We start from the raw sequence: 23,499 nt of genomic DNA, 5'->3' as shown, positions 1-23,499 counted from the left end.
ATCATGCCGCCATTGCTGCGGCCTATGGCAGGCTTTGAGCCACCCTTTGCGCCCTGGCTGTGGCGTGGACCTTGACGATGGTGGTGTCGACCAAGTCCGGCCCGTCCGAACAGGCGTCAAAAGCCTAACGAAAACATCGCCCTTGATGCAGACGCGTTATCGCTTGAAGAGCTTGAAGATTATGTACAGTTGGAAGGTCGCACTACGGTCTTCACATCCGCAGACTCCACAGCACCGCTTCAATGAAGCCGCGGTTGTCATTTCCACTTCGTCCAAGGGCCGCCGGCTTGCCAACGGCCCTGTAGCCGTAGCAAACTTCGAACTGGGAGAGGATTCCGATCGAGACACTCGCATTCTGCGTCAGCGAGACGTCGCGGACCTCATCATGCGGTTGCTGAAGGAGATCGGCTAGCCATGGAACGTTCCTCTCGTTGAAGGGAACTCCATGGTCAGATCACAGGCTTTATCTGCTCAAGCACTATGAATACGCGTCATCTCAGAACCAGGCGACCCTCCCGCGAAACGGGCTCGTGCGTGGGGCGCAAAGCAGTCCGATGCGGTGCCGGAGGCGCCCCTTCGGCCAACAATGAAGTTTGTTGACCGCCGACCAGAACCGCCTGAATTGCTAGCGCGGTTGATGGACGTCAACTCCGAGTTCGGGGGGGCTGTCGAGGCAGAAACCTTCATCCCAATCATCCCAGCAGGTTGAGGAGTACTGTCACTGCAGTACCGGCAGGCACTACTGTGCCGGCCGGAGGGTTGATCGAGATCACTTGCTCATGGTCGAAGCCCGGCTCCTGCCGCGCCGTGTCATAAACGACGATCAGTCCTAGCTCATGGGCGGGGAACACGGCCATACCCATGTCATCGCCCCGCTCCACCTCCACCTTGCTCGCCCAGGCCGGAACGGTCACGAAACGCTGCGCCGTTTCCAAAGGCGGCACATCGAGAAGTTCGACCCCCATGCGGCTCACCGGATCGATCATCTTTACGCAGAGTCGAAACCCTTCATTGCCGGCTCGGGGTACCCAAGCGACGTAGTGGCTCATATCGCCCAACTGCCGTACGAAGATACCTTCATTGAGGTCAGCCACATCCGTATCGAATTCGATCTGAGGAATTTCGTCGAGCGCTAGCGTAAACCGGTACCAAGGCAAGCCATCACCAGCCTCTGTGCTTGCTTCGACGACGGCCCAGTGCGATCCCGCCGGCGTACGCGCCCGCGGCGCGGGACTGCTCCACCCCACGAGGCATTTGGTGTCGGTCGAAAATGGCCGATTGCCGACGACATTGCGGATCTCCGGGGGCGCCAGGGGCGGCACGAGAATCGAAACCGCAGGCGAAGGAGCCGAACGTGCCTCGATCAGGCCCTCCAGATTATTGGGCACTGACCATGCAACGGCCCGATAGAAATGCGGAAGCCAGCCGGGCGCCACCGTAGCGTCTACGAACTGCGCCGTGGGACTATCGGCGGTGATCTCGCCCAGGCGTGGTCCCATCGAGCCGACATCCAGGGCGGCGTTGGCCACATTGGTGCGATAGAGCTCGATCGGGCCGCCGGTCGCGGCATTGCGGTCGACCCTGACGATGATCCGGTGCGGGTCATCCGGATCGGCGTCGACAGCAATGCCCGGCGGCGGCGGCGGCGGATCGAGGCGAGGAGCCGCGACGGCGATGAACTTGCCACTGTCCATGGGCCAGTCGGACTCCATGTTGTTCCCGGTTACCGTCGTGATGGCGAAGAAATGGATAACCTTGCTGCCACGCGGCAGGCTCACCTCGTATCGCACCTGGCCGGCCGCCTGGGGCACCGGCTCTCTGGTCAGACGCCGGAAGCTCTTCTGGGCCGAACTGATGTTCGCGGCGCGCAGGTCGTACAGGCGTTTCGTATGCGCAACAGCGGTATCGACGGCAATCGCCGGTGCCAGGGTGCTGAGCAGCGCCGTCTCCGTGGCTTCGTAGGCGATGTAGCCGCCCGCCCCCGGAACGCTGTTCCACTCCAGCGTGAAGCGGCTGATGCCATTCGCATCGGGCAAGCTCGCCCAATAAGGGGCTTCCAGCGGGGGCACGTTCGGAGAATCTAGCCTCTGCTTGCTCCACACCCGCGTCACCGTCGGCTGGCCAAACGGACTTATGCCGAAGCCATCGTCGGCCTGTTGGTGGAGATGGCGTTGACCGCGCGCGCTTACTCCGAATTCCCGCCATGCCGCGCCATTGAGGTCTGGCGGGACCTGTGCCTTCCAGCGGTAGAAGCGCGATCCCGTCTCATAAAGTGGCGCATCTTGGACAGCGCCCCAGTCCGATGGATGTTTGTCAGGTGATAACGGCACAATATCTGCCAGGCCCGGATCGCCCTGGTCCCCGCCTCCAAAATCGATCCGTGCCGAGACTTGGACGACGCCCGGCTCGTCGGTCCAGGCGCCGACAAGTTCGATGAATTCCGGGCTGCGATCGGACCAATCCCAGCCGAAATCAACGGTAAGGTGCCTATCGCTATCAAGCTCGACGGAGAAAACGATCGGCGCTTGCGGCTCTTCGATCGGGCTGGTGAATTCGACCGCCTCCCAATCGCTCCAGCGCCCGAACAAATCCTGTCCGGCCACCGCATAGGTCAGGTTCATCGGCAGCGGATACGGCGTGCCGAAGCGTGTGCCGTCATCAGTTCGGATCACATGGTCCTGGAACGAAATCGACGGGTCGTCGGGCGAAGAGCCTGGCACATAGGAGAGCCAACCGCCTACGCCATCGGGGCGCCGTGTCAGCAAGATCTCTTCGGGTGGCCAGCCGAAGCGAGCGAGGGCATAGCTGACGGCCACCGGTAATTCGGGCGCCAGTGGCGGCGATGGCGGGAGCACCGGGCGCGTCCATCTGACGGCCACTGTTTCGAGCGTCGGACCGTCGATCGCCTGAGCCCTTGTAATCTTCGATCGGCTGGCAGACAAGCCTTGCGACTTGAGCACTCGCGTCGTCGCGGCATTGGCGCGGGCGATATCGGCGATATCGATCCAGAGACCCGGCTCGAGTTCGTGCTCCACCGTGACCATGTAGAGGATTTCGCCATCGGTGGGCGCCTCCAGCGCCGTGCCGAAGCCGAGCGCCAGGGCTGCCAGCGGGTCCGATCCGGCGCTCATTGCCATCAGACTCAGCGGTTGCCACGTGCCCCGCGGGTTCTCGCCACCGCCGAGGCTCCCGATGGTCTGGTCCAGTACCAGGTGCGGCAGGAGGGTCGATACTTCGGCCTGTGGAACTTCGCGGACGAAGTTGTGATGCTGGCGCGGGGCCGGGGTGGCGAGGAGCATGTCGCGGAGCCCATCCAGGATTGGCCCTTTGCAGAGCCGTTCCAAAAAAGCATCGTTGTCAGGCCGTTCCCATTGGGGCAACGGGCGACCGTTGATGTGCTGTGGTCGCCATCCCGTCGGCGGGGCTCCCCTCTTCAGTCTCTGGCGCGCCGCTTCGACCGGCGACAGCTGCGGCGGGAGCGGCCCCTGAGCCTCAAGGGAATAGCCAGTGCCATCCCAGTCGTCCCCTATCGGCAATCCCACTGTTTCGAGCAGGTTCCAGCCATCCATATTGGCCAATTGCTGCTTGCTGTTGCCGTCAGGCGAACCGGGGCGATACCAGACCTTGAATTGGGAAAGCGGCAGGCCGATGGAGGGATGGATCATCCACCGCAGTTGGGTGGAGGCGAAGTCGGCAATCACCAGGCCACCACCCTCCTCGCCCCAGAATATGCTCATGGTGCGCAAGTTGAGCCAACCGTTCTGTCCGTCGACGACGATACGCTGGCTCATGGATTTGCCTCCCATGGCGCAAAAAGGTTGATCTCGACCATCTTGCGGAATTCGAGGTCGTAATTTCCTTCGTAGAGCAGGTGGTTACTGCGTTGCAGGCTCACATTGAGCGTCTTGCCCCGTCCGCCGGGTAGCAACATGGCGAGGGTCCGGCTGCCGTCGGTGCTGTGCACGAAGTGCGAGAAGACACCGGCGCCACCCTGGCTGGCCAACCCCAACCATCGCTGCTTGACCAGGCCATAAAAGGTAATGCCGTCGCGCGTCTGCTTTTCGGGAACGCTGCGCTCGCGCCAATGTTGTTCCGGCGTCTCGATCAGCACGGCAAAGGGTTGCGAAGGCGCCGCCCCCTGCCATATTACCGTCACTCGTGGTTCGCTCGCCTTGCCGAACTCGCCCCAACGGGCGCCGCGCAGCGCCGCCTCGAACGCCAGATCGGGCACACTGCCGGCCGGGAGCGCCGCCAGAGCCGCCAGGTCAGGCAAGTGACGGTGCCGGACGCCACTATTCAGCACATCGCGGGCGAACGCGTCGGCGCTGGCATAGCGAGAGGTTCTGAAGGAGCGCCGCAACAGGGGATAGAGTAGCTTGGCCGCAGGCGGCTCCCCGCGCTTGTGGGCTTCGATATCCAGCACGTAACCCGTCACCGGCTCAAGCGGCAACGGAATGGTCACTATCTCATGGCAGTTGTTGACGAACTCCATGTCGATGCAAGGCAGGTGACTAAGAGTCTCGCGAGCAGAATTCTCGAACGGCGTCATCGCCAGCGCGGAGATCGCGGTTACTGCCGCCAGGTCCAGCGCTACGAGGCCGGGGGCGGCGCCCGGTGCGGTGCGCGGATGCTTGCCGGTGGCGGCCCTGACCACGGCGAAAAGCTCGCGGTCATAAGCCTTGAACAGCCTGCGCGTCTCGCCGGTCGAAAACACCACGCGGATCGGGTCGGCGTAAAAGAAGGCTTCCTCGTTCTGGCCGGGCGCAGCTCCCATTACCAGATGTTCGAGGCTATCCGGGGGCGCATTGTCTGTCTTGAACCGGAAACTCTTCGCAGGCCCGGGCACCGGTCCACTAACGCTTTGGACGTCGGGATTGCCATGGTCGTCAGCCAGGGCGGTCGTCACCTCATAGTCAACTGCGACCGAATAGACGGTGTCAGGTCGCAACAGCGCCCGTTTGCTCTGATCGGCGCCCAATGCGCCGTTGATCGTGCTGGTCCGGTCTGTCTTGCGCTGTTCATCAAAGCTCTGCCGGGCGTGTTCGGCTTCGGTCTCAACCTCGACCGCAAACAGGAACCAGTATCGCCGCTGCACTTCCTCGTGCGGAGCCAAATCTATGCCGATCTCGACCGACGCCGTGCCGGCGGGCAGGTCGATATCGAAGAAGCAGAACGGGGTCTCAGCGGGGAAGGCATTGTAGAAGTCGGAGACCATCTGGGCCCAGGGACCGTCGAGATTATTCCAGTGGTCGGGAAGCTCGGCAAAGCTTACCGCCCTCGACTCGACACCGATTATGAACCCCGTTTCCTCACCCTGGTGGTCGATCCCGCGGATTACCAACCGCCTCCCCCCAAGGCCGACTGCGAAGTGAAGTACCTCCTGGATGAAGTAGAGCCCCCGGATCTTGCGCATGCCGTGCGTATCGAGGCGGATGGCATCGGCTAGGCCGCGCAGGTCAGCCGGCGGACTCATCGCCAGTAACTTCCCGATCGCCTCGTCGCCCGCCACCCGCGACAACAGTTCCTGCCCTGTGCTGGGCGGAGCGAGGAAGGCGACGCGGATGCTGGGCGGGCCGACAACGATAGCGGGACCAACGCGCACCAGCGCATCGGCAAGCGTGCCGGTACGCCAAGGTTCGGTGACCTGCAAGATTTCAGCCGGCGGCGCCGAACGTATGGCTCCCGGCTTGTCCGGCCACGGCGTGCCCACCAGCTTCCAGCCTGTGGCCGAAGGCCCAGGCGCCTTGCCCCGAAAGGTCCAGAAAACACCGGCTGCCTCGGCGATATCGCTGCATACCGTCCCCCATTTTTCTAGCGTGGCGGTGTCGCGTGTCTGGGTTCGCAATGCCGCCGCCGGTGTCGGATCGGGTATCCAATCGAGGAGCGCCAGTTGCACGTCGCTATCGTCATAGGCTGCCGGGCTGCCTTGCCGGTCCCACCAGACGATCGGTGTGTCGCCCTCTTCCACCGGTTCCGCGGCGCCAGCTGCGGCGAGCCTGATCGACTTGACCTCATAGCGATAGAAGCGCTCACCCCGCTGCACCCAGCCTGTCGGCCCGAGCATCGAGGGGATCTCCCGACCGAGGAAGGTCACGCCGTCCCTCACATGGGGGCGCATCTCGAATTGCAACACCGGGATGGCGTCGATCGGAACTATCAGGGTCGGCTCGCCGCCGTCGGTGGAAGCCTCGCCGAGGCTGCCATCGATCTGCTGCCCGGCGCCCGATCCCGGCAGTAACGCATGGGTTCTGCTGTGGAGCGATACCGCGCGCAATAGCGGCTCGGGATCGGGCAAGGTCAGGCCGGGATCACCCAGTTCGAAGGTGACGCCCCCACTGACCTCGAAGAAGAAGAAATCGACATGCCCTTCGATCCGCGCCCGCACGTAGAAGGAATCGTCGGTGATCTTGAGGAGTGTCGAGGCGCGCACGCCGATGCTGACGATAAACAGATGCAACTCGCCTTCAAGGGTGATACGCCCGATCATCACCGCCGGCTTGAAGCTGATGGCCACGTCGGCGCCGACACCGACCTTGACGTAGAGCCCGATATCGACCGGTCCCCAGGTGATCGCCGCCTGGATGCCGGCAGCGACCGAAAAGCCGTTGAGTTGATGCAAAGGCGAGGCGATGCCGTTGCCGTGAATCATGAAATAGCCATTGGCCCGGATCGAGGACATGAACCGCACCGAGACAAGCCGCGGCACTTCGATGGAACCGAGGTCGAATTGCCAGTTGGACGGGTTTTGCAGATCGAACCTCACATCGACCGGCACGCGCAGCTCGATCAGGAACTTCATCGTATATTCTGCGATGATGCCGATTGAGATGGCATCGGAGCCGATCTCGATTACCGCCAGCAGCGTGCCTGTGCCTGCCCCTTCCTTGGGTGGCCGAGCCTTCATGATGCTGGCCTTCATCATGATCAGCAGCCGTGGGCCTGGCAGCTCGATCATCACCATGCCCTTGGCGTTGATGAGGAAACCGCCCTCGACCGTACCGAGGACGGCGCCGAGGCCGAGCGCAAAATCGCCGCGGGCAAGCTCCCAGGCGCCTCTCCGGGGATTGCCTTCAGCTTGGGCATACCAATCAAGCGCGGTCTCGCCCGCTTGCAGATCGCGCCGGCGATTGGTGGCCAACAGGCCGAGAAAGCCGAACAGACCGATACCCGAATTGGCGAGAGGAATGGGGATCGGCCATTCGGCATCGATGCCGATGAGCAGCGAAATGAGCTTTTCGTGGGTTGTCGGGTGTTCGGTCTCGATCTGCAGGTCGGCCCCTACCCGCACGCCGAGCGAAGCCAGGGATGCGTCGAACCCGGCTGCCAGCCCGCCCTTCAGAATGCGGATATAGCCATCGCCCGCAACCACGCCCATGTCGATATGAGCACCCAGCCCGGTCAATGTCGGTTCGTGATCATCGAGGGGCACGCGGATACTGGCCCGATCGATGGTGACGATACCAAGATCAACCTTGGTGATGAGGTCAACTTCAAAGACGAGCGGATTGTCCCGCGCCATCCGCGCTGAATCCGGCTGCAGGAATTCGCCCAGTGGCCCCGGAATGTCGAACGTACCTGGATCAGAGAGATCTAGGCTGAACCCTTGGAGTGGATCAAAAACCGGAGAAACCTGCGGCGCGTTTCCGTCCGGCCCGAAATCGAGCTTGAGGCCCACGGCCTTCTGCCGAACCTTCAGAGGCTTCAGTGTCCTTATGAGCGTGCTGCCTCCCACATGGGCATCGAGGCTAAGTTCCGTCTCGACGTCGAAAAACAGAACGCCCTGGGGGGCGACGCCGCCGGGTGAAGCCACGGTCAGTTCTGCACCGATGACAGTCACCAATTGGGCGGTGATCCAGCGGCTTTCCGCCACGCCTTCGGCCGCGACGGCGCTCAGCCCGAGGTCAACATAGCCGCTCGATCCAGCGCCCGGCAGCTCCGGCGCCAGCAAAGGCGCAAAGACGCTGTAAGCGCCTAGCGTATCACGGATCCGCTCACGTTCATGGGGTATGCCGCGCTTCGTACGCCAGAGATAATTGTGGCCGCCGCTGCCCGAGAGCTTCAGCGACGTGGTCCAGCCGCTGTCCAGGGCCAGCGCCAACCGATAGTCGACGTCTCCAGGCGCTTCCTCGATGGCTGCGCCCAGCCTGCGGCTGATCTCCGCCGAGAGCTCGATACGCCCGGTCAGCTCGAGCAGCTGCACGCTGTTGCGCAGTAGGCGTAAGCGCGCCGCCAGATCACGGATGAAGCGCGGGCGGCGTTGGGCGAATTCGCCACCGGCAGCCACCACCTGCAAATCGCCGGTAAAACCGCCGCCGCCCAGTTCGATGATTAGCCCCTGTCCGCCGCCGCGCATGGTGAGCGCCGGCACGCCGGGTGGTTCCACAAACAGCGTCAACTCGGGAAACCGCAGTTCTCCGCCACCGGGAGCATCGAGGTTTAGCGTCGCGCGCGGCAGCCCGAAGCCGAGCACCTCGCCCGCCCCAAACGCCGCATGGGGTGGCTCGAACGAGACTTCGAGCGCTCCGGCGGCATCATGCGATGGCGCCAGCTTTGCGCTGGCAGCGGGCGTGCCCGGAGTTGCCACGACCACCAGGAGCAATTTTGGAAACACCGCCAGAACATCCCCAGCAGGTAGCCTGTCCAGCGTCCCATCGGGGGCGATTGCCGCCGGATGCAGAAAGGGCAGCTTCAATTTTGGCGCGATTAGCTCAATTTCGACGAAGAGTGAAGCATGGTCAGGCGCTGGGGGCACGATGGTGAAATCCCAGTCGCCGCCTGGCAGGTTGAACACCATGGCGTCGTTCGCCTGCGCGGCGCGCGCGCTGACCCCACTCGCGGTCGGGCTGAGCGTGAGCGCGCCGACCTGGGCCTTGCCGCGTAATTGAGGATTGAGCGCGCCGTCCAACGTCATGCTGCTGAGTATCTGTCCGCCATCGGAGTCGGCGTCGATCGGGACAGCAAAATCACGGCCAACAATATCAAGCAAAGTACGAGGCACTTGCTCCTCCTGGTCGTCGCGACCCCCTGCAATGAATTTAGAAACTCAGCCATCGAAGTGGCCAAAGAATTTCGCCTTTTGACATTGTTTGTCGTTGGCGCAGCAGATTGGCGACGTCGTTTGCTTTTGAATGCCCGGTCAGAGCGGTCGAGGAACTAGACGCGGCAAGGTTTCGAGAGCGACACCCAAGCCCGCAAGCAATTCACGCAAGGCAGCTAGCGCAGCCGCTACCTCCGCCGCTTCCGCCGCTATGGGGGCGAATTCAACCATTGCGGCGAGAAGTGCAGCAACACCGACTGCAATTCGGACTCTATTGAAGTAAGCGACGTAGTTGCCCTTCACGCACAGAGCGTAGAAAACCAGTCCGCGAGTGGGCCTATCGAGTTGCAGGATGAGGTCCAACTCCTCGCCTTCAGGCGTTTTGAATTTGGCCAACACCAAGTCGACGGGATTGTAGCTCGTACCTGGGAGATAAGAGAGGCCACGTGCGGCATAGAGCGGCGGAATGACGTTGAGCTTTATCCGGCCGGAGATCGCTCCAGAGATGCTGTGCGGCTTGATCTCGTACCATTGTTTGGGATCGCGGTGAGAAATGATGTCCGGCCGTCGCTCGCCTGCCAATTCGTCGATGCGTCCCGGCGGTACTGCTGGATTGTGCGCTTTGAGGAACACGGTGTAGTTGGTTGCGCCGGCCTCATCGAGAAAGTCTTCGCTGGTGCAAGGTCCGTTGCGGACGCAAAAGCTCTCATCGAAGATGCGGCGTTCGATATATTGTCCAAACGTCCTTGCGATGAAGAGGTCAAAGAGAAACGACGGGCGGAAGCAAATGCGATCACCCAGCTCGAACGTGTCTAGTACCCTCTGACCGAGAGAGAAGTCGCCAAGCTGGTTCTCGACAAAGCCGACCTGAATGGGGTCCAACACCAACGTTTTGGTGTCGAGCGCGGTCGCATCCAGTACGCCCGACAGGCCGCCACCTTCAAGCCAGGCGATCTCGAGGTCCAAGCGCTTAATGGTGCCCGGCCCTACCACCGGGTCGTTTGGGAAAAGCCCCCTGTCTGTCTTGAACTGGACCACCGCGTCGCCGGTTTCCTGGCCGAAACCGTCATCAATGCCAGCCGTCTTCAGAGGAAAACCGATGGCTACAAGAGCAATTTGAACAAGAGCCACACTGTCAGACTGCTCGGGTGCCAACATCCGGCGCCCGCCCGCCGCGATTAATTCCAGATCTGCATTGCCTGCGAACAGTTGGGATATGAGCATGCCCATTCTCCTTGTGGCGTTCGGTTCGGCGTAGGCGTATTCTTTTCAGGTGTTGTACGTTATCGGTCTTGCCTCTAAACGGACTGACACGATTTTCCGCCCGAGGCACTCCGGCGTGTCGACAATAACGCCAAAACATATCAAAGAAGAAATCTCGGTTTACGCTAGTTCCAGCGCAACAACCTTGCCCGATGAGAGCATACTTCGCCACGGGGCGATGGTCGAAGAATCGCCAGAGCGCCATTCAAAACCGCAACGCCGGCGGAGAGCGATTCCCTTCAGGCAAAGACCTCATAAAAGACGTAATAGGCCGACCCTTCCACGTCGTTTTTAGCGAGTTTCGCCTTCTGTCCATATCCGGCTTCTTCTGCGTAAATCGTCACCGATCCCAAGTGATCGTGATCGCCAATGAAGTGCTCGGCATCCCAATCCCACAGCGATACGTTTTGCGAGTAGTCGACGTTGAAATCGAGAAGAATCTCGCGGGACATACTCGCGTGAATATCGGTATGTTGGCCCGCCGCCGGCCAGAAGGCTTCGTCCACTTCAGCGCTTCCAAAGGTCATGAATAACTGGTCGGGATCGTCTCGAGCGGTGGCGACCGCCGCGATCACGGCCGGCAATGTGGCCACGGCATCCCTCAGAGGAACACCGAAGTCGCCGGCGAGCAACTCGCCGGCGAGATTAGTGAGCGCTTGCGTCACGCCGAAATCCGTACTCGAAGCATGCCGCACGCAGTAGATCATGTAAATCCTAGCCGTAGCCATTCTTATGGTCGCCTCATTCCGAGTTGATAAGCTCGTTGCGTATCACGCCTATTTGCCGACCCATCGGAGGCCGATTGGACGAATATTGAACTGCACTTCAAACGCTTGATTGTCAGTGACGATGGCCTGGACATGTGATCCCCATGGCAACGCATCAGTTACGAACGAATTCATCTCATAGGTTGTGCGGTGGCGCATCGGACGTTCGTCCTATACCGTTTAGCAGTTCCAGCAGTTTAAGGGTTTCTGAGAGAACTCAGGCGCGGGGCGCTGATGGCACGTGCAAATGCGATTCTTGCGGTACTGCGGCGCATCCACGAGGTGCAACTCGCGCCTGACAGTGGAATGGCCTGGGCAGAAGGTGCGCCCCCGCTCATCGACTCGTTTTTGTTTTTCGCGGGCGCTCCCGAGCGCTCAATAGACGGAGCGGATGGTGATGCATAACCTTCGCGGTATCGGCAAGAACCAGTCTGGAGTACCCGCTCAGGGTCCTAAAATGTCGCCCCGCATCCTTTCGGATTTGATCGGATCTATCTACGACTGCACGCTCGATCCATCGCGGTGGGAGCGGACGCTGGCAGAGATCAAGGACGCCATGTCCTGCGAATCTATAATTCTTTCTCTGAACGATCTACGGAAAGATCGCCTCCTGATCGACAAGAGTGCGGGCTGGGGACAGTTCGGGCTCGAAGAGAGGCAGAAGCATATTCCGGAAATCCATGCACGGCTGACCGAATGGTTCGCGAAGGGCCCCTCTCTAGACGAACCGTTTATCGCCTCGCGTCAGCTCTCACCCGATTATTTGGTGGACTCGGCCTACCTTCAGCACTGTCTGAAACCGCTCGGTATCGTCGACATCATGCACGTTTTTCTTATGTCCACGCCGACACATTTCTCCGAGATTGTGGTGGGGCGCCACCAGCGGCACGGCGCCATCACCGACCGGGAGATCGAGATCGCGGCACTTTTGCTCCCGCATCTTCGTCGCGCGGTCACAATCAGTAATGTGTTAGACACTCGCGCCATCGAGCGCGCGCGCTTTGCCGAAGCGCTTGATGCGCTCCGCTGCGCCGTCGTATTAACCACTAGCGAGGGCAACATCGTGCATGCGAACCGTTCGGCGGAGCACATGCTGCGGCACGGTGCTGCCGTGCACGGCACAAGCGGCATCCTCAGTGCAAAAGCGCCGGCGGCGGCGCAGGAGCTGCGCAAGGCGATCCGCCTTGCGGCCACGGACGAGGCGATGCTCGGCAAGACTGGCCTTGCCATCCGCCTTACCCAACCGCAGGTCCCGCCCATCCTCGCGCATGTTCTGCCGTTGAACGGCAGCGAACTGCGTACGCGGCTACAGTTCGAGGCAATGGCCGCCGTATTCATCGGCCCCCCAATGGTAGCAAACTTCGACCTGACGCCTGCAGAAACGAAAGAGTACTTGCACCGCCGGTTCGGGCTGACGAAGGCCGAGGCCGACGTCACTCTTGAAATACTCAAAGGCGACGGACGCCACGCAGCAGCTGCCCGGCTTGGCATTGCGGCCACAACCGTCAGGGCACACCTCAGCCACATCTTCGAGAAGACCGGCGTCCGCAGGCAGGCTGAACTTGTCTGGCTACTTATGCACGGCGAGCATGAGCTGACGAGCGCTGATGGCCGAAAACGAAAGCCAGATGGTAATTTCGAAAGGATATAGGGGACAGTCTTATCTGACAGTTTGAACACAGACGAGGCGAGCTCATGGAGATCGTGCGAGCGTCTGCGCAGCGCACGCGCGACGGGATTCCCTCTAGGTGGATTCTAGGCTGCCGGGCCAATGCCATGTTCCAACGAGGCGAACGTTGTTCGCGGCGCTGGATGCGGATAGCGATGTGACACCGCCAGCGCGCCTTCAGGCAGGGCCTGCGCCATAGCGACCGACAGCACGGCCTGATGCTTGAGGCAGGTGGTCGCGTCCAGAAAGCGGGTCGCCTCTTCGCAGCTCAGAACGACCGGCAGCTTGCGGGGATGGCTCACGCGCACCACCTGCCTGCGTGGTCCGGCCGGTCCAGCGTGTGGGCAAAGAAGAACCGTAGCGCCGAGATGATGCTGTTCATGGTCGGCACGGGCACTCCGGCCTCACGCTGTTTGACCTGGAACCGACACACGTCGTCCGAGGTCGCCGTATCAGGTGAACGCCTCAGGAATGTCGCGAAGCGCCCGAACTAGCGGATGTAGTTGCGTTGCGTCTCGCGAGAAGCGCCGAATGTTCACGTCGTCGATCAGCCGCTGACACAGCGGGCTGCGTGGGATTCTCAGTCTCTCCGCCCATGCCTCCTCCATGCCGGCATAGAAGCCAGAGAGCGTGTATCCCTTAATGTTGCGCATCACCTGGACCGTCAGCATTTCGGTCCACCCATCGAGAGATTCTCCTTGCGGGATCATCTCCAACATCGTGCCTGTATTGGTCTTGGTTTGATAGGCGACCTTATAGCCCAGTGGTGTCATGGAAAGCATATCCGCACGATGTGATCGCGCGCATCGTTGGCACTCCGCTTCTTGCCTTCGAATTCGAAATTGCAGAGAAAACCGCCATTCGCATTCCGCGACGATAGCCCGTATCAACCAAGGACGCCGTTTCCAATTCGAGGGCAAGAATCGGAGTTTGAGGCACGCGACAGGCAAATATCCCTTTCATCAGGTCATCGAGCGATTTCGATGGTCGCCCGAAGTTGAAGAAAGGACTCTTTCCATGAGCAAAGAAGAAGACAACAAGGCCGTCGTCGTCCGCTGGTTCACCGAATTCTGGGGTAGGGACGTCAATCTTGCGGTCATCGATGAGATCGCGGCGCCCGATATGCTCCTGCAATATTCTCTGCACGAGCCGCGCCGTGGCCGCGAAGACATCAAGGCCTTCATGACCGACTTCCGCGCCGCGTTCCCTGATCTCAATTTCTGGGGCACCGCCGACCTGATCGCCGAGGGCGACTATGTCGTTGGCCAGTGGGAAGGCGGCGGCACGCATACCGGCGCGGCCTGGGACGATCTCCTGCCCGGCTACGAAGGCCTTCCCGCTGCGACCGGCCGCAAGATGCACTTCACCGGCAAGACCGTGCTGAAGGTGGTCGACGGCATGATCGTCGAGGAACACGGCCTCGACGACGGCCTGACAGCGATGATGCAGCTTGGGCTGATCAAGAAGGCCTGATCGAAGCCGCACATAGCTTGCCGAGGGGTAGGCACTCTCCGAATGGAGAACTGAGGCTCGCGCGAACCCTGGTGCGAGCCTCATGTATTTTTCACAGCCAAGTAATTCCGCAGAAATTCTTGATTTCAAAACAGGATTCGGAGCGTCGAAGGTTGAGCGCGGCGGTAACTTCCTCTCATTGAATTCCACAAGGAACAACCGCCATGGTCCGCATCGGTTACGCCCCTGGAGCCTACGATCTCTTCCACATCGGCCATCTGAATCTGCTGCGCCGCGCCAAGGAGCATTGCGACTATCTGATCGCGGGCGTGGTGTCGGACGAGGTGCTGGTCGAGCACAAGGGCGTATCCCCCGTGATCCCGCTCGCCGAACGACTGGAGATCGTCCGCAGCGTCCGCTTTGTCGACGCCGCTCACGCCGCCACGACGAACGACAAGCTCGAGATTTGGCAAGACCTCCACTTCAACGTCTTCTTCAAGGGTGACGATTGGCGCGGGACCGAGAAGGGCGACAAGCTCGAACGCGATTTCGGAGCGGTCGGCGTCGAGGTCGCCTACTTCCCCTACACGCGCTCCACATCGAGCAGCGCGTTGCGTAAGACGCTCTACAACATCGATGTGCTGGCAGGCCGGGTCCATGTCGACATGGACGTCATGAAAGTCGCGCGCGCGGCCTGACACCCATGGCTTTACAGCCCAACAATTGCGACCATCTTCGTTCTCGCTGTCGCCCTTTATGCCTGTGGCAGTCGTGAAATCTTCAGCCTCGGCCGCAAAAATTCGCCGCGACCAGACTGATCCCATCATATCAGATTTGGCACGGTAACGGCGGGCTCAAGGCCCCTTTTCTCACTCAGCCCCCCGCAATTGCCTTTGCGGCACGCGCATCATGCCGTCCGCCCTGCAGCGGTGGACGCCCCTCTCAGCCTTCGCGCGGGAATCGGGTGGGCATTAATCTGATTTGAGAGCAAGGATCGGAGTGTGACCAGCGTTGATCAGAGGCACGGTGGAGGCAGGACAAATCCGAGTAGAAGACAATGGCAAAGAGCGCCCAGTTTTCATCAGCACTTTTCACCTCACCTGCTTCCGTAGCGGACGATCCGCGCTGGGGGCGTATCATTGCCCGGGACAAGTCTGCCGACGGTCAGCTTTGGTATTCGGTCTCGACGACGGGCATCTATTGCCGGACCTCGTGCCCGTCACGCACGGCAAATCCGAAGAATGTCGCCTTGCACGATACGATCGAGAGCGCCCGAGCGACCGGCTTCCGTCCCTGCAAGCGCTGCAATCCCGATGGTCCATCGCTTGACACCGAGAACGCGACCCTGGTGGCCAAGGCCTGCCGCATCATCGAGGAGAGCGAGGAAGAACCGTCGCTGGAAGATCTGGCGGCTGCCGTTGATCGCAGTCCGAGCTATTTCCACCGGGTGTTCAAAGCCTCAACTGGCCTTACGCCGAAGGCCTATGCCGCCGGCCGCCGTGCAACGAAGGTACGTGAGGGTCTTGAAACCGGCACGAGCATCACAGAGGCGATGTACGACGCAGGCTTCAATTCTAGCGGTCGGTTCTATGAGAAGTCGACCGGGATACTCGGCATGACACCGACACAGTACCGCGCGGGCGGTGCCAACGAAGAAATCAAATTTGCGGTCGGCCAGTCCTATCTCGGCGCTATCCTCGTGGCGTCCAGCACGAAGGGCGTGGCCTCGATCCTGCTCGGCGACGATCCGGACGAACTGGTTCGCGATCTTCAGGATCGTTTCCCGAAGGCGCGTCTGATCGGCATGGACCGCGAGTACGAGGCCCTCATTGCTCGTGTCTGCGGCTTTGTTGAAAACCCCAGTATCGGACTCGATCTGCCGCTCGATGTCCGCGGCACGGCATTCCAGCGCCGGGTATGGCAGGTTCTGCAGCAGATTCCTGTCGGCGAGCGCGTGTCCTATTCGGAAATCGCCCGCCGCATCGGCTCGCCAAGTGCCACGCGAGCGGTCGCCGGAGCTTGCGCCGCAAACAATATCGCGGTCGCAATTCCTTGCCATCGCGTGGTGCGCAACGACGGCGCGCTCTCAGGTTACGCCTGGGGTGTCGATCGCAAGCGCGCGCTCCTCGATCGGGAGGCTTCTCAGACCGCGTGAGTTCGGTGCCGAGCGCTCCCCCGGAAACCGGAACCGACGACGATTACCCTGAGCTTCGACACATCAGTGCGGCCTCCAGGCCGCAAGTCGCATAGCTTCCGAATCTTCTTTCAGTTTGATGACAACAACCGGAGTGCCGCCAGCACTGCCCTGTGGCGAGATGAGTTATCGATCCGAAAGTCGACATGCGATTGTCGGGTTCTCACGGTCTGCCCGCCGCAACGGCTAAAGCAAGGAAACCCGCAACTATGTTTTCGCGCGGCGGATTCGACGCTAAGGCGAGCCGGCGCAATCTGCCTGGAGCTGAGGAAGTCATCGACGCGCTCGTTGCGCTTGCCCAAGGCAACCCGGATAAGGCGCTCGTGATGAAATACATCGGTCAGCTTGTGGTCGCTGGCTACGCTGATCTGAAAATGCTCGACAACGGAGAAGCCGAAGTCCGCTTCACCTCCGGTGAGACCTATCTTCTCGCAGAAACAACAATCCTCAGACTTGCTTGATCGACCGATCGAAAAGAGCGTTGTGTGAGCGCATTCTGCGTCTTTCCACCAGCGTTCGCTTCAACGATCTGCGCTCTGAGGCCATCAGTGCATGCGCCCATGTGCCAATCAGCGGCCGCACCAGCGCCCGTCATTTTTCGTTTTTCTCCGGCCCTGAGAGCAAAACGTCGATTTGAAAACAAGGATCGGAGTTTGGCTACGCATCGAAGGACGTAATTTCGAACGCGAAGACAGAGCAAGGAGATACGATAATGAACCGCATGATCAAGCCTGACACTCTGTGGTCCGATCCGTCGGTGAATTTCACTCCGACGGCTGCAGACGTTCTTTCCTATGCGGTGGTCGACTGCGAACTCGGCAAGGTGCTGGTCGCGCGCAGCGCGAAGGGCGTCTGCTCGATCTTGCTCGGCGACTACGGCAAGGAGCTGACGGCTGACCTCGCCGATCGCTTCCCACAGTCCACGCTCATCGCGAGCGAAGCTGTCGTGAAGGACGACGTCGCGAAAGTTCTGCGCTACATCGCCAAGCCTTCCCACGGGCTTCATCTGACGCTCGACATGCGCGGCACGCCATTCCAGCGCCGCGTCTGGGAAAAGCTGAAGGCGATCTCGGTGGGCCGGACGGCGAGCTACATGGAACTCGCCAAGTGGATCAGCCCGCTGGCGAACCCGCGCGCCGTCGCCGGCGCCTGCGCCGCCAACCCGATCGCACTGGCCATCCCTTGTCACCGCGTCGTCCGCTCCAATGGCGACCTGGCCGGCTATCGCTGGGGTATTGAGCGCAAGCGCACTCTCATCCAGAAGGAAGCCATGGCATGAACAAGCCAATTGCCAGCTTTTCACGTGCGTCCGCGGACATGTCCGCTGACGCACGGATCGCCGTCTACGATTGGAAGGCGCTCGCCGGCGAACTCGACAGCTTCGGCTGTGCCGTTCTGCCGAAGCTGCTCACCTCTGAGGAGTGTAGCGCCATCGCGGCGCTCTACGCCGACGAAAGCCATTTCCGCAGTCACATCATCATGGCGCGGCACGGCTTCGGGAAGGGTGAATATCGTTACTTCAAATATCCGCTACCCAACCTGATCGGCGGCATCCGCACGGCGCTCTATCCACGTTTGGCAGGCGTTGCCAACGGGTGGAGCGAGCGGATGGGAATGGATCAGCGGTTCCCCGGCGACCATGACGCGTTCCTGCAGCAGTGCCACGATGCCGGCCAGACTCGGCCGACGCCACTCCTGCTGCAATATGTTCCCGGTGACTTCAATTGCCTTCACCAGGACCTCTACGGCGACCTTGCATTCCCGATACAGGTGGCGATCCTGCTTTCCGAGCCGGGCCGTGACTTCACAGGTGGCGAATTCGCACTGACTGAACAGCGGCCGCGTATGCAGAGCCGGGTTGAGGTGGTACCGCTCCGACAGGGCGATGCCGTTGCCTTCGCTGTCCACAATCGTCCGGTCCAGGGAACGAAGGGCAACTATCGCGTCAATCTGCGTCATGGCGTCAGCCGCGTCCGCTCAGGGACGCGTCACACCGTCGGAATCATATTCCACGACGCTCGATGAGCGAGCGACGGCCCGTGGCAAACGAAATCCTGCCATTCAGCGCCGTGTGGTCGTCGAGCAACGACAATCCAGCCTGCCGCCGAAGGGAAAGAGATAGCCCGAGCGGCCCGAGCCGCTGGGGCCTGCTGGCCGGTCTTCCATCATTCTGCCACCGATCCATTCAGCCGGCGTCTTTGCGGCAGGGTCGCAACCGGCCGCCTCAGTTGGGGGAGATCCCCCCACTTCAGGTCTGCGCGATATCGACCGCTCAGTTCGGGCGCAGGGATGGCGGTGTTTCAAGAAGCGCCTGGCCCGCAGCCAGGTCGCGCGTCAGCATCGGAATCATGCTGACGTCGAGACCGAACACCACGTCGAAACCACCTCCGCAGGACAGCGTCAGCAGGACGTGTCGCCGATCGGAAGCGCATTCGACTGTGTAATCTCGAACCGGATATACGTGTCGCAGCGCCGCGTCGGAGAACCGGCGGCTCATCGCCATCGTCAACAGACGAGGCAACGTCATGGCCAGCGCGCTCGCCTCGTCGAACGAGAGCGTGACTTCTTGCGGCTCGCCCCCTTTGCCATGCAACGCGATGATGATCTTGTCGCCCTCGGGAGACACAGCGCAGGATTTGTCTTCCATGACGCGACACCCTTCTGTTGATCTCCTCGACCGACAATGCGGTTACGCGCAAGTCGTCAGTACCGAAATCTGTACCGGCCGTTGGCTGCTCGAACGCTCCGGTTCTTGCTTTCACATTGAAGATTGATCGATCGCGAAAGCCTGCGGGCACAGATGCGCCGCGCCTACCAGCCCGGATAGAGCGCGTAGAGCCGTGCCCAATCTCCAAGGGCGCCAGCGGCGCTCAGGCACGCGATCGCGTCGGCGGCATGCCAGGCGCAAGGAACTCGCCGCAGCCAGACATTGTCTTTCCCCGCCCGATAGAGCCAGATGATCGAGGCGGCGATCATCTGCCGTTCGTCCGACATATGGCGATAGTCGCTACGCCATTGCTCCATGCCGGTCGGGATGACCTCGTCACGATAGAAATCGTAACCGGTCGGCCGGATCGCATGATGGTAGGGCGCATGCCTCTCATCACGGAACAGCGTGTCCAGATCGTATCGCGCGATCACGTCTCGCAAATGGAAATCGAAAGGCCGCAGCACCCCGGGGTCCGGCTGCAAAAGATCAACGCCGAGAACGCCCGAAAGTCGACCGATATCGACTTCATCCAGCTCGAGACGCGCGCCGACCAACCGCGTCAGGCGATAGCCGGGAAAGCGATCGTGTGCGGCCTCGGCGGACGCGAGTGACAGCCGGATAACCTCCAGCGGCTCGGAAAGGCCCTCGTGAAGACCAGGCCGCGAGATAGCGGTGCGCTGGCCGCCCAGCGCGCCGTTCCGAAGGAAACGCACGTCCCACACATCAGTGCTCCGTGGCCCTCTGCTCACGCGCAAGAAGCACGCGCTTGCGGCGCACGCCCCACCGATAGCCGGAGATCGAACCGTCCTTCTTGATGACCCGATGGCACGGCACGATCACAGCAATCGGATTGTTGGCGATCGCCGCCGTGACATCGCGCGGGTCGCGCGAGCCCAGCTTGGCCGCCAATGCCCCATAGTTGGTCGTCTGTCCCGCCGGGATCTCCCGCAACATCATCCAGACCTGCACCTCGCAGGGGGTTCCACGCAGATCGAGCGGGAGTTCGCAGCCGGCCGCCGGATCGTCTATGACGCCGGCCACCACCTCCATCACGTTCGCCAGATCTTGCTGGCTGCGCTCAAGCTCTGCTTCCGGACAACGAATGCGCAGTGCGTCTTCCATCGCCGTGTGCATGGAGCTGAATTCGAGGGCCACGATACCCTTCTCCGACATGGCGACCACGAAACCGCCAAGGGAGCTGATCCCCCATGCAAAGCGAATAATCTCACGCATCGTCTCTACCTTCTCAACTCGTTGTTGGTCGAACATAGAAGCCGGCGCGATGCGTCTCTCTCCGGTCCTTGCTTTCAAATCGAAATACAGGCCGTCAGCTTTGACCGCTCAACTGTATTCAATTTGAAAGCAATATTCGGAGCGCGCGCGTGCCCAAGCAGCAGCTGTATCGTCGGTGGCAAAAAAGCCATCGGAGCTGCAAATGGACGATCCTGACATCTACGATCCGCAGGAACGCGGTCGCCGGCAGCAGTTGCCCCCGCCAGCGTGAAAGCAAGCGCTTGGCGCTACGCATCCTCAGTCCGGAGCGGATTTCCGAGACATTGAGGAGCGGGAACTGTTTCCGGAAGTCGCCCCCTCAACGATCCGAGGGGCGAACCACCGCGCCATCGCATCTGGCGCACGTCACGGCGCTGAGGAACATCAACGCGGTCTGAAGAGGCCGCTGTCAAATCGCAACGGAGGCACGAGCCATGATGACATTACTGCGCTCACTGCATTCAATCGCCGCCGCGCGCGGTGACGGTCTGCGCCAAGAGCTTCTTGAAATGATCACCTCGTCCGCGACCTGGTCGGATATCGAGCGCGCAAGCGACGCCGGTGTCGATGACAAGGCATCAGAATTCCCAATTGGGAAAGAGGGTGCCCGGCTGCGCCCGACAAACGTCGTGGCTCTGTCGCCGCGCAAATCTTGACTGGCCTACGTTCAACCGAACTTGACGAGATTCAGATTCGGAAAGGGGCCGCCAGGAAATTGAGCGAGCTTGCCGCCGATCGCCGGCGAGCCAAGATCGATCCCCGCGAATCCGATCCGCTCGATCAGGGATGCGACCTCTGCCTTGGCAGCGGTGTCGTTGCCGGAATAAAACAGCACGCGGCTTCCGCCATCCGAGCGCGGATCAGTGGCCAGCAGCTCTGCGCGGAGGTGGTTGAACGCCTTCACGACACGAGCTCCGGGCACGAGATCCGCAAACACATCGCTCGATGCGCGCTCGCCAAGGTCCACGGGCTTGAACAGCGGTGCTTCGATCGCGTTGTTGGCATCGATGACAATGCGCCCCTCCCAGTCTGGAAGGCCTGTCATCGCCGCCGGGAGCTTTGACCAGTTCACGGCCACGAAGACGATGTCGGCGCGTGCCGCTTCCTCGCGCGTGCCCGCCTTGATGGATGGCCCGAGCTTGGGGACCAGATCCTTGAGTGAATCCGGGCCACGGCTGTTCGAGATGGTGGCCTCGACACCCGCCCGGCTCAGCGTCTGGGCGAAGGCGGTGCCAATCGCGCCCGCGCCAATGATGCCAATGGTCATTTGCTTATCCTTTCAGAGTTGGAACTGGATGTGATGGAACGCCCGGGGCATGCTCCTGCGTTCTGTCAGTTACGACGGCCGCTCACGCGCCGCCGCCCGCATTCTGGCCGAGCAGCTGCAGCTCCCAGGCAAGCGCGATACCCGTACCACCGCCATGTTCAAGCCATGTCCCAGCCCCCATCCTGGCTGTCTCTTCGCGGGCCCAGTCGCGCTGCAACTCACCGGCCACCGCCATCCAGGTGATTGGAACGACGCCAGCCATCCCCATGCGGCGCACCGCCATGTCGTGCGCTTCCGCGCTCACGCCGCCTGACGCGTCGGTGACTGCGTAGACCTCATAGCCTTCGCCCGCAGCCTGGATGGCCGGCATGGCAAGACAGATTTCCGACCAGAGCGCCGCCATGATGATCTTCTTGCGGCCAGTCTTCCTCACCGCGTCGACGACGCGCGCATCTTCCCAGGTGTTGATGAAGGTGCGGTCGATCGGCTTCTGGTCTGGGAAGACATCCTGCAGGCCTTTGATCAGCTTGCCGCCACGGTCCTCGAGGACGGTGGTCAGGATCGTAGGCACGCCGAAGACCTTGGCCGTCTTAGCCAGCGCGATGACGTTGTTCATGATCATCGTGGGTTCGTGGCTGTGCAGATTGGCGAATTGAAACGGCTGGTGATCAATCAGCACCAGCACCGACTCTTCAGGGGTCAGCAGGGCATTGAGACCGTTCTTTGGGGCGTTGGACTGAGTGGCCATGGGCGTCATCTCCGGTTGGCGCTTCATCGTCTGCCACGTAGCTATCGCCCTTTTATTGGCCTATAATTAGCCTGTAATAACCGGCAAATCTTACAAGCATCACTTGAAGAAAGACGCATGGAGACTTTGGCCAACCTCGAATCCTTCGCCCGTAGCGCGGAAGCGCGCAGCTTCTCTGTTGCGGCGCGAAGGCTTTCCCTGACACCTGCCGCGGTCAGCCGCAATGTCGCGATGCTGGAGCACAATCTCGGCGTCCGACTGTTTCAGCGAACGACGCGCAAGTTGACCCTGACCGAGGCTGGCGAGCGCTTCCTGCTCGCAATGCAGGATCATTTGGAGGGACTTCAGGCGGCCATTTCGGACACTGCCACTGATCGCGGCGAGCCCGCCGGAGTTCTCAAGGTCTCCATGGGGCTGACGTTTGGCGCAGACTACATCCTGCCGATGCTGCCCACCTTCCTTGCGCGCTATCCCAACATCCGCCCTGACTGGCGCTTCGAGAGCAGACAAGTCGATCTGATCGCCGAGGGATACGACGCTGCGATTGGTGGCGGCATCGACTTAGCACCAGGCTTGGTGACACGCACACTTGCACCTTTGCACATCATCGCCGTCGCATCGCCGGCCTATCTGAAAGGCCAGAAGCAGGCCGTCGATCCCTCAGAGCTCACCGTCTTCGACGGCATTGTCATGCGCTCCTTACGGACAGGACGAATTCGGGAACGTACAATGCGCAACGCTGCTGGTACAGAACTCCAAGCGACGCTGAAGGAGACGATCGTATTCGACGATCCCGAGGCGATGTGCCGGGCGGCACTGCTCGGTCTCGGGGTGACGCTGATCGCGGTCCCCCACGCCCTGCCCCATCTCGAGCGCGGCACGCTCGTGCGCGTCGTGCCACAATGGTATGCTGACAGCGGACCGATCTCGATCTACTATGCAAGCCGCACGCTGCTGCCCGCCAAGACACGAGTCTTCGTCGACTTCATTGCCGAGGAATTTCGCCGTCATCGCCTGGCGGAACGTTTCGCAGGCAGCCTAGGTGTTTGATCCCAGGCTTTGATGGGGCATCCTTATCGTTCGAATCAAGGGATGCGCTATGGGCCAGGTTCTTCATGGG

Annotated in this window: 21 protein-coding genes; 9 read left to right on the top strand and 12 right to left on the bottom strand. The window is 61.2% G+C overall.

Features of this window, described 5'->3' with window-relative positions:
* Positions 1–692 precede the first annotated feature (692 nt).
* The 4 genes from AC1RTB_RS13810 to AC1RTB_RS13795 all read right to left on the bottom strand — a co-directional run bounded on the left by AC1RTB_RS13810 (position 693) and on the right by AC1RTB_RS13795 (position 11,007).
* Positions 693–3,791 (bottom strand): PASTA domain-containing protein, encoded by a 3,099-nt coding sequence (locus AC1RTB_RS13810; RefSeq protein WP_492881836.1) that lies wholly within the window; start codon positions 3,789–3,791, stop codon positions 693–695.
* A complete protein-coding gene (locus AC1RTB_RS13805; RefSeq protein WP_492881835.1) occupies positions 3,788–8,998 on the bottom strand; it encodes a hypothetical protein in 5,211 nt (1,736 codons plus the stop codon). Before AC1RTB_RS13805 ends, AC1RTB_RS13810 begins: the two co-directional genes overlap by 4 nt.
* Before the next feature lie 138 nt (positions 8,999–9,136).
* Positions 9,137–10,261: a peptidoglycan-binding domain-containing protein gene (locus tag AC1RTB_RS13800; protein ID WP_492881834.1), complete on the bottom strand. Its 1,125-nt coding sequence runs from the start codon at positions 10,259–10,261 to the stop codon at positions 9,137–9,139.
* A 278-nt stretch (positions 10,262–10,539) separates the two neighbouring features.
* On the bottom strand, positions 10,540–11,007 hold the full coding sequence (locus AC1RTB_RS13795; protein WP_492881833.1) for a hypothetical protein: 468 nt from the start codon (positions 11,005–11,007) through the stop codon (positions 10,540–10,542).
* A gap of 517 nt (positions 11,008–11,524) precedes the next feature.
* Between AC1RTB_RS13795 and AC1RTB_RS13790 the strand changes: the two genes are divergently transcribed.
* Positions 11,525–12,718 carry a helix-turn-helix transcriptional regulator gene (locus AC1RTB_RS13790; protein WP_492881832.1) on the top strand — a complete coding sequence of 398 codons (1,194 nt, stop codon included), beginning with the start codon at positions 11,525–11,527 and terminating at the stop codon, positions 12,716–12,718.
* Positions 12,719–12,822: 104 nt separating this feature from the next.
* Here AC1RTB_RS13790 and AC1RTB_RS13785 read toward each other — a convergent pair whose 3' ends face one another.
* From AC1RTB_RS13785 to AC1RTB_RS13775, 3 genes are read right to left on the bottom strand one after another with little or no spacing between them, the layout of a single operon-like run.
* Entirely contained in the window at positions 12,823–13,038 is a 216-nt protein-coding gene (locus AC1RTB_RS13785; RefSeq protein ID WP_492881831.1) for a hypothetical protein, read from the bottom strand.
* Positions 13,035–13,169, bottom strand: a complete 135-nt coding sequence (locus AC1RTB_RS13780) for a hypothetical protein (RefSeq protein WP_492881830.1) — start codon at positions 13,167–13,169, stop codon at positions 13,035–13,037. Before AC1RTB_RS13780 ends, AC1RTB_RS13785 begins: the two co-directional genes overlap by 4 nt.
* 19 nt (positions 13,170–13,188) lie before the next feature.
* The gene (locus tag AC1RTB_RS13775) at positions 13,189–13,509 is read right to left on the bottom strand and encodes a hypothetical protein (RefSeq protein ID WP_492881829.1); all 321 of its coding nucleotides are present in this window, start codon (positions 13,507–13,509) and stop codon (positions 13,189–13,191) included.
* 244 nt (positions 13,510–13,753) lie between these two features.
* Here AC1RTB_RS13775 and AC1RTB_RS13770 point away from each other — a divergent pair, with 244 nt between their 5' ends.
* From AC1RTB_RS13770 to AC1RTB_RS13745, 6 genes are all read left to right on the top strand, one after another.
* On the top strand, positions 13,754–14,209 hold the full coding sequence (locus tag AC1RTB_RS13770) for an ester cyclase (protein ID WP_492881828.1): 456 nt from the start codon (positions 13,754–13,756) through the stop codon (positions 14,207–14,209).
* A 203-nt stretch (positions 14,210–14,412) separates the two neighbouring features.
* Entirely contained in the window at positions 14,413–14,886 is a 474-nt protein-coding gene (locus AC1RTB_RS13765) for an FAD synthase family protein (protein WP_492881827.1), read from the top strand.
* Positions 14,887–15,245: 359 nt separating this feature from the next.
* Positions 15,246–16,343, top strand: coding sequence for a bifunctional DNA-binding transcriptional regulator/O6-methylguanine-DNA methyltransferase Ada (gene ada, locus AC1RTB_RS13760; RefSeq protein WP_492881826.1), 1,098 nt, complete (start codon positions 15,246–15,248; stop codon positions 16,341–16,343).
* Positions 16,344–16,591: 248 nt separating this feature from the next.
* The gene (locus AC1RTB_RS13755) at positions 16,592–16,843 is read left to right on the top strand and encodes a hypothetical protein (RefSeq protein ID WP_492881825.1); all 252 of its coding nucleotides are present in this window, start codon (positions 16,592–16,594) and stop codon (positions 16,841–16,843) included.
* A gap of 251 nt (positions 16,844–17,094) precedes the next feature.
* Complete coding sequence (locus AC1RTB_RS13750; protein WP_492881824.1) at positions 17,095–17,661, top strand: methylated-DNA--[protein]-cysteine S-methyltransferase; 567 nt, start codon at positions 17,095–17,097, stop codon at positions 17,659–17,661.
* Positions 17,658–18,407, top strand: coding sequence for a 2OG-Fe(II) oxygenase (locus tag AC1RTB_RS13745; RefSeq protein WP_492881823.1), 750 nt, complete (start codon positions 17,658–17,660; stop codon positions 18,405–18,407). The genes AC1RTB_RS13750 and AC1RTB_RS13745 overlap by 4 nt, the downstream gene beginning before the upstream one ends.
* A 247-nt stretch (positions 18,408–18,654) precedes the next feature.
* Here AC1RTB_RS13745 and AC1RTB_RS13740 read toward each other — a convergent pair whose 3' ends face one another.
* From AC1RTB_RS13740 to AC1RTB_RS13730, 3 genes are all read right to left on the bottom strand, one after another.
* Positions 18,655–19,029 carry a hypothetical protein gene (locus AC1RTB_RS13740; RefSeq protein ID WP_492881822.1) on the bottom strand — a complete coding sequence of 125 codons (375 nt, stop codon included), beginning with the start codon at positions 19,027–19,029 and terminating at the stop codon, positions 18,655–18,657.
* A 164-nt stretch (positions 19,030–19,193) separates the two neighbouring features.
* A complete protein-coding gene (locus AC1RTB_RS13735) occupies positions 19,194–19,814 on the bottom strand; it encodes a hypothetical protein (RefSeq protein ID WP_492881821.1) in 621 nt (206 codons plus the stop codon).
* A gap of 1 nt (position 19,815) precedes the next feature.
* The gene (locus AC1RTB_RS13730) at positions 19,816–20,325 is read right to left on the bottom strand and encodes a methylated-DNA--[protein]-cysteine S-methyltransferase (protein ID WP_492881820.1); all 510 of its coding nucleotides are present in this window, start codon (positions 20,323–20,325) and stop codon (positions 19,816–19,818) included.
* A gap of 473 nt (positions 20,326–20,798) precedes the next feature.
* On the opposite strand from AC1RTB_RS13730, the gene AC1RTB_RS13725 reads away from it, so the two are divergent.
* On the top strand, positions 20,799–21,020 hold the full coding sequence (locus AC1RTB_RS13725; protein ID WP_492881819.1) for a hypothetical protein: 222 nt from the start codon (positions 20,799–20,801) through the stop codon (positions 21,018–21,020).
* An 11-nt stretch (positions 21,021–21,031) separates the two neighbouring features.
* Here AC1RTB_RS13725 and AC1RTB_RS13720 read toward each other — a convergent pair whose 3' ends face one another.
* Both AC1RTB_RS13720 and AC1RTB_RS13715 read right to left on the bottom strand, forming a co-directional pair.
* The gene (locus AC1RTB_RS13720; RefSeq protein WP_492881818.1) at positions 21,032–21,631 is read right to left on the bottom strand and encodes an NADPH-dependent F420 reductase; all 600 of its coding nucleotides are present in this window, start codon (positions 21,629–21,631) and stop codon (positions 21,032–21,034) included.
* An 82-nt stretch (positions 21,632–21,713) separates the two neighbouring features.
* Complete coding sequence (locus tag AC1RTB_RS13715) at positions 21,714–22,379, bottom strand: hydrolase (protein ID WP_492881817.1); 666 nt, start codon at positions 22,377–22,379, stop codon at positions 21,714–21,716.
* A gap of 117 nt (positions 22,380–22,496) precedes the next feature.
* Here AC1RTB_RS13715 and AC1RTB_RS13710 point away from each other — a divergent pair, with 117 nt between their 5' ends.
* Positions 22,497–23,429 carry a LysR family transcriptional regulator gene (locus AC1RTB_RS13710; protein ID WP_492881816.1) on the top strand — a complete coding sequence of 311 codons (933 nt, stop codon included), beginning with the start codon at positions 22,497–22,499 and terminating at the stop codon, positions 23,427–23,429.
* Positions 23,430–23,499: the final 70 nt, after the last annotated feature.

The organism is Aminobacter sp. GW821-FHT11F06 (assembly GCF_058808215.1).
Note: the sequence above shows the minus strand (reverse complement) of the source record. Positions and strands in the feature narration are given on the sequence as shown.

What these genes read in the sequence shown, in the direction of transcription:
- AC1RTB_RS13810 (WP_492881836.1), bottom strand. Translation starts at nt 3,791, where the DNA reads ATGAGCCAGCGTATCGTCGTCGACGGACAGAACGGTTGGCTCAACTTG.
- AC1RTB_RS13800 (WP_492881834.1), bottom strand. Translation starts at nt 10,261, where the DNA reads ATGCTCATATCCCAACTGTTCGCAGGCAATGCAGATCTGGAATTAATC.
- AC1RTB_RS13795 (WP_492881833.1), bottom strand. Translation starts at nt 11,007, where the DNA reads ATGATCTACTGCGTGCGGCATGCTTCGAGTACGGATTTCGGCGTGACG.
- AC1RTB_RS13790 (WP_492881832.1), top strand. Translation starts at nt 11,525, where the DNA reads ATGTCGCCCCGCATCCTTTCGGATTTGATCGGATCTATCTACGACTGC.
- AC1RTB_RS13775 (WP_492881829.1), bottom strand. Translation starts at nt 13,509, where the DNA reads ATGACACCACTGGGCTATAAGGTCGCCTATCAAACCAAGACCAATACA.
- AC1RTB_RS13770 (WP_492881828.1), top strand. Translation starts at nt 13,754, where the DNA reads ATGAGCAAAGAAGAAGACAACAAGGCCGTCGTCGTCCGCTGGTTCACC.
- AC1RTB_RS13765 (WP_492881827.1), top strand. Translation starts at nt 14,413, where the DNA reads ATGGTCCGCATCGGTTACGCCCCTGGAGCCTACGATCTCTTCCACATC.
- ada (WP_492881826.1), top strand. Translation starts at nt 15,246, where the DNA reads ATGGCAAAGAGCGCCCAGTTTTCATCAGCACTTTTCACCTCACCTGCT.
- AC1RTB_RS13755 (WP_492881825.1), top strand. Translation starts at nt 16,592, where the DNA reads ATGTTTTCGCGCGGCGGATTCGACGCTAAGGCGAGCCGGCGCAATCTG.
- AC1RTB_RS13750 (WP_492881824.1), top strand. Translation starts at nt 17,095, where the DNA reads ATGAACCGCATGATCAAGCCTGACACTCTGTGGTCCGATCCGTCGGTG.
- AC1RTB_RS13745 (WP_492881823.1), top strand. Translation starts at nt 17,658, where the DNA reads ATGAACAAGCCAATTGCCAGCTTTTCACGTGCGTCCGCGGACATGTCC.
- AC1RTB_RS13740 (WP_492881822.1), bottom strand. Translation starts at nt 19,029, where the DNA reads ATGGAAGACAAATCCTGCGCTGTGTCTCCCGAGGGCGACAAGATCATC.
- AC1RTB_RS13730 (WP_492881820.1), bottom strand. Translation starts at nt 20,325, where the DNA reads ATGCGTGAGATTATTCGCTTTGCATGGGGGATCAGCTCCCTTGGCGGT.
- AC1RTB_RS13725 (WP_492881819.1), top strand. Translation starts at nt 20,799, where the DNA reads ATGATGACATTACTGCGCTCACTGCATTCAATCGCCGCCGCGCGCGGT.
- AC1RTB_RS13720 (WP_492881818.1), bottom strand. Translation starts at nt 21,631, where the DNA reads ATGACCATTGGCATCATTGGCGCGGGCGCGATTGGCACCGCCTTCGCC.
- AC1RTB_RS13715 (WP_492881817.1), bottom strand. Translation starts at nt 22,379, where the DNA reads ATGGCCACTCAGTCCAACGCCCCAAAGAACGGTCTCAATGCCCTGCTG.
- AC1RTB_RS13710 (WP_492881816.1), top strand. Translation starts at nt 22,497, where the DNA reads ATGGAGACTTTGGCCAACCTCGAATCCTTCGCCCGTAGCGCGGAAGCG.